Genomic DNA, 4,137 nt, shown 5'->3' with positions numbered 1-4,137 from the left:
TTTTGAACTATGAGTGGCTAGCATTTAGCCACTCATTTTTTGCGTTAGCAAAAACATAAGGGGTATGGGGATATCCCCATCAAGCCGGTATATTCAGAACGAAGTGGCTAGAATATACGACGCTTGCCAAACCACATAATTACTTGATAAAATCTGGCTTACCCTGTAAGCTAGATTTATATTAAGTAATTTCTTTCGAAGAAAGCGTGGTGGGATTTAATGAGCGAACAAAACAAATTTGTGGCTAGCGATGAAACTGTTGGGAAAAACCATAAACCCAACCGTAAAGAGCCGAAACAAATTAGTTTTCGTGTGAGCGAATCCGAATATTTAAAGTTAAAGCAGTCAGCTGAAACTTTAAATATGAGTGTGCCTACTTTCGTTAAGAAAAAGGCACAAGGCAGTCGATTGGTCGCACCTAAATTTGATAAAGAAACGCGACAATCGATTGCTAAAGATTTGAGTAAATTAGGTGCTAATGCTAATCAAATCGCAAAGTATTGCAATCAACATCAACATGAGGCACCAAATTATGAGGCTTTAGAACGTAATGTGAGAGAACTTCGTGAAAGGCTTGATGATATATGGCAACAACTAAACTAGGTAACACAAAATCGGCAAGTCGTGCTATTAATTATGCAGAAAAGCGAGCAGAAGAAAAAAGTGGCTTAAATTGTGATGTAGATTATGCTAAATCGGCATTTAAACAAACTAGGGCTTTGTACGGTAAAGAAAATGGTGTTCAAGCACATACGGTAATACAATCTTTTAAACCCGGTGAAGTTACGCCAGAACAATGTAATCAATTAGGTTTGGAACTTGCAGAAAAGATTGCACCTAATCATCAAGTAGCAATCTATACACATACAGATAAAGAACATGTACACAATCATATTGTTGATTAATTCAGTTGACTTAGAAACAGGAAAAAAATACCAAAGTAACAAGCAACAACGAGAACTGGTAAAACGAGAAAACGACAATATATGTCGCTCTCATGGTTTGAGTGTCCCAGAACGAGATACGGCACATTTGAGATATACGCAGGCAGAAAGTGCATTGATAGATAAAGGCAAAACATCATGGAAAGATGAATTGCGAGAACAGATTGAAAATGCAAAAGCTCATACAAGCGATTTTAAGAGCTTTTCAGAGCATTTAGAGAAAGAAGGTATAGAATTTAAGGCAAGGGGCAAAAACGTTTCCTATAAGCCTGAGAACGTCAATAAATGGGTACGTGGTAAAACACTTGGACAAGATTATGATAAGGGGGCGTTAGAACATGAGTTTGAAAGACGAGAAAGAGAAGAAGAACGACAATCAGAACAAGACCCAGTCACAGCGTACACAGAACAATTCGACGTCGACTGGGATGCAGTCGAGCATAACGCAGAGCAACTTAGAAAGACAAGAATTAGACGAACTGAAAAAACAAAACAAGCTCATCATCAAATATCTGGCAGAGATACAAGAGAACCAGAACGCACGAGAGAACGAACAAAAACAACTCAGATCGAATTTGACAGAGGCGACGAAGGATTTTCGAGATAGTGCATTCAAGACACATAATGACTTTATAGATATACTCAAAAAGAAATTAGATAAAGTGGAAACAGATGAATTAGCTAATATCATAGGCAGAGATATTTATAAAGTACGTGATGAAAATAAACGTATGTTGCAAGAAGTTAGAGAATCTCATGAACATTATAAAAAAAGGCAAAATGAGTTATTTAAGGGCATAGGTGCTATGTTGCTAGTCTTTATGTTATTTGCTTTGATTATGACAATTGGTAGTGACTTTATGGCATTTTTACATTTGGACGTATTGCAGAAAGCCATAGCAAGCCAAATAAAAGCGTCTAAGGGCTTTGTAGCATTTCTTTGGTATATTGCTTATGGAATCCCTTATTTAGTTTGGTATAGTTGGTTTTATTATCTTGTATGAATGGATAAGAGCAAAGTTCCATGAATAAATAAAAACACTGTTGCAGCGTATGAAACGTTACAACAGTGTTATGGTACTACTATATTTTAATAAAGCTTATACAATCTTAAAAATACGCCACTATTTTTATACTTACCACGCAATTATGCCGAGAAAACTTATTGGTTGGAATGGGCTATGTGTTAGCTAACTTGATTAGCGTGTTGGGTGGGGTTGATTTGGGATTAATCCCAATGAAACACCAACACAACAACACATAAAGCCCTGTTGGTTCCGACCAATAAGGAAATTGGAATAATGCAACAAAAAGAAAAGACTCAGTCTAAATAGACCAAGCCTTTTGATAGTGTTATATTAATAACAAAATAAAAAAGAAGTCGCCCACTCCCCGACCAAAGTTTGTGAATGCGACTTATCCAAAAGAAAAAACATATTCGGTGTGTTTTATAACTATTGTATATCTAGATATTAAACGATATTTAAACATACATCAAGAGTTATATTTGGGTGGGCGACTTCTTAAAAATAATTAAGGAGTCGATTTTTATGAGTACAGAAAATTATTCAAATTACTTACAAAATAAGGATTTAGACAATTTTTCTAAAACCGGCTACTCTAATAGCCGGTTAAACCGACATACTATGTACACCCCCGAACCAAAAATAAGTTTTGACGCTATGACAATTGTTGGAAATCTTAATACAAATAATGCTCAAAAACTATCTGAATTTATGAGCATTGAGCCACAAATTAGACTTTGGGATATACTTCAAACAAAATTTAAAGCTAAAGCACTTCAAGAAAAAGTCTATATTGAATATGACAAAGTAAAAGCAGATACATGGGATAGACGTAATATGCGTGTTGAATTTAATCCGAATAAACTTACGCATGAAGAAATGCTTTGGTTAAAACAAAATATTATCGACTACATGGAAGATGACGGATTTACAAGATTAGACTTAGCTTTTGATTTTGAAATTGATTTAAGTGATTACTACGCAATGACTGATAAGGCAGTTAAGAAAACTATTTTTTATGGTCGTAATGGTAAACCAGAAACGAAATACTTCGGCGTTCGTGATAGTGATAGATTTATTAGAATTTATAACAAAAAACAAGAACGTAAAGATAATGCAGATGTGGAAATTAGTTCAGAGCATTTATGGCGTGTAGAAATTGAACTTAAAAGAAATATGGTTGATTACTGGAATGATTGTTTTAGTGATTTACATATATTACAACCAGATTGGAAAATCATTAAACGTATTTCCGATAGAGCAATGGTTTTTATGCTATTAAACGAGGAAGAAGAATGGGGAAAATTAGAAAGACGAACTAAAAATAAATATAAGCAATTAATTAAAGAAATATCTCCGATTGATTTGACTGATTTAATGAAATCGACTTTAAAAGCTAACGAAAAACAATTGCAAAAGCAGATTGAATTTTGGCAACGTGAATTTAGATTTTGGAAATGATATATATTTAGAATAATTGAGCTGATTAACATACAATTAAGATAAATAATTTATAGGAGGTATTATTTTATGGCTGAAGAAAAAAATAACAAGCAAGAGAATTTTTCTGATTTACTAGCAGAAAAAATGTTAGAAACTAGAACAGTTATTATTTCTGGCGAAATTAATGATGAAGTTGCGAGAGATGTAGCTAATAAATTGCTATTATTAGAGGCAACTAGTAATGATCCAATTAATTTATTTATATCAACACAAGGTGGACATGTTGATTCAGGATTTTACATTAGGGATATGATTAATTTTATTAAACCGAAAGTAAATATTATTGGATCAGGTTGGGTAGTAAGTGCAGGTATTTTTATTTATTTATCTGGAGATAAAGAGAGAAGATACAGCTTGCCGAATACTAGATTTATGATGCATCAACCTAGTGGTGGAGCACAAGGACAATCTACCGAAATAGAGATTACTGCTAAAGAAATTGTAAGAACACGAAGAAGAATCAACGAAGTTATTGCTCAAGAAACAGGTCAAGATTTAGAAAAAGTAGAAGAAGATACAAATAGAGATTATTGGTTAAGTGTTGAAGAAGCACTTGATTATGGCATAGTAAATAAAATAATTAGTAGTAGAGATGAAATAGAGTAATTTTTTGCTTTGATTTTGAATTTGGTTTTGAACTATGAGTGGCTAGCATTTAGCCACTC

4 protein-coding genes and 1 pseudogene are annotated in these 4,137 nt (G+C 33.6%); all 5 read left to right on the top strand.

All coding sequences use genetic code 11. From position 1 onward, the window contains the following. Positions 1-219 precede the first annotated feature (219 nt). Positions 220-603: a plasmid mobilization protein gene (mobC, locus tag HMPREF3134_RS00665; RefSeq protein WP_001596920.1), complete on the top strand. Its 384-nt coding sequence runs from the start codon at positions 220-222 to the stop codon at positions 601-603. Further along, a pseudogene (locus HMPREF3134_RS12600) lies at positions 585-1,551 on the top strand (relaxase/mobilization nuclease domain-containing protein). The gene mobC and the pseudogene HMPREF3134_RS12600 overlap by 19 nt, the downstream one beginning before the upstream one ends. Next, positions 1,520-1,948 carry a DUF334 domain-containing protein gene (locus HMPREF3134_RS12595; RefSeq protein WP_371106412.1) on the top strand — a complete coding sequence of 143 codons (429 nt, stop codon included), beginning with the start codon at positions 1,520-1,522 and terminating at the stop codon, positions 1,946-1,948. Before HMPREF3134_RS12600 ends, HMPREF3134_RS12595 begins: the two are co-directional and overlap by 32 nt. A 546-nt stretch (positions 1,949-2,494) precedes the next feature. Continuing rightward, positions 2,495-3,430, top strand: coding sequence for a replication initiation factor domain-containing protein (locus tag HMPREF3134_RS00650; protein ID WP_001596923.1), 936 nt, complete (start codon positions 2,495-2,497; stop codon positions 3,428-3,430). A gap of 69 nt (positions 3,431-3,499) precedes the next feature. Further along, complete coding sequence (locus tag HMPREF3134_RS00645; protein ID WP_070440106.1) at positions 3,500-4,078, top strand: ATP-dependent Clp protease proteolytic subunit; 579 nt, start codon at positions 3,500-3,502, stop codon at positions 4,076-4,078. Positions 4,079-4,137: the final 59 nt, after the last annotated feature.

This window comes from Staphylococcus sp. HMSC14D10 (assembly GCF_001808125.1).
GTDB lineage: Bacteria > Bacillota > Bacilli > Staphylococcales > Staphylococcaceae > Staphylococcus > Staphylococcus haemolyticus.
This window is presented reverse-complemented; position numbering and strand designations above follow the sequence as displayed.